We start from the raw sequence: 579 nt of genomic DNA on the forward strand, positions 1-579 counted from the left end.
TACCCTGAATTGTGTAAGTTGGTGCTTTACCATTAGATACATCTGCACCACCACCAAAATATTGTGATGTATTTTGAGAAATTGTTGAGAGATTATTCGTAACAGTGATAACATTCTGATTAGTAGCAAAGAGCTGCGAACCATTTACTGCATCGGTTGAATTAGCAGAAATATCTCCATTAGCAAGAAACTTAATTTTGCTATTGGTTTTTTCCTCTCCATGCTGTGCTACAAATGCCTGCTCATCATTGCTCCACAACAAAGCATCCCCTTTGACTTCTTGTGTAATATCATTGATTTGTTGTGTAAAATTATTGACCACATTCGTGAGATGACTATTCACACTCTTCACATTTGCATCGAGACCACTCAAAGCTGAGCCAACATCATGATAATTGGCTTTTGCCACCTGACCATCTTCAACAATAACAGATAAACTATAGTTTGGTCCTTTAAAAGCACCATTTTCGAACGAGGCACCACCACCAAAATAATTTGCTATATCTCCAGATATTTTATTAATTTGGTTCCCATTGATCGCATCATGCGAATCTTCAGCAATTTTCCCATCTTTAACAT

At 37.0% G+C, this 579-nt stretch carries 1 pseudogene; it reads right to left on the reverse strand.

What is annotated here, in order from left to right:
- Positions 1–579, reverse strand: a pseudogene (locus ACFINE_RS09945) (hypothetical protein); the annotation flags it as partial.

This window comes from Bartonella sp. AA97HXZ (genome assembly GCF_042196985.1).
Classification (GTDB): domain Bacteria; phylum Pseudomonadota; class Alphaproteobacteria; order Rhizobiales; family Rhizobiaceae; genus Bartonella.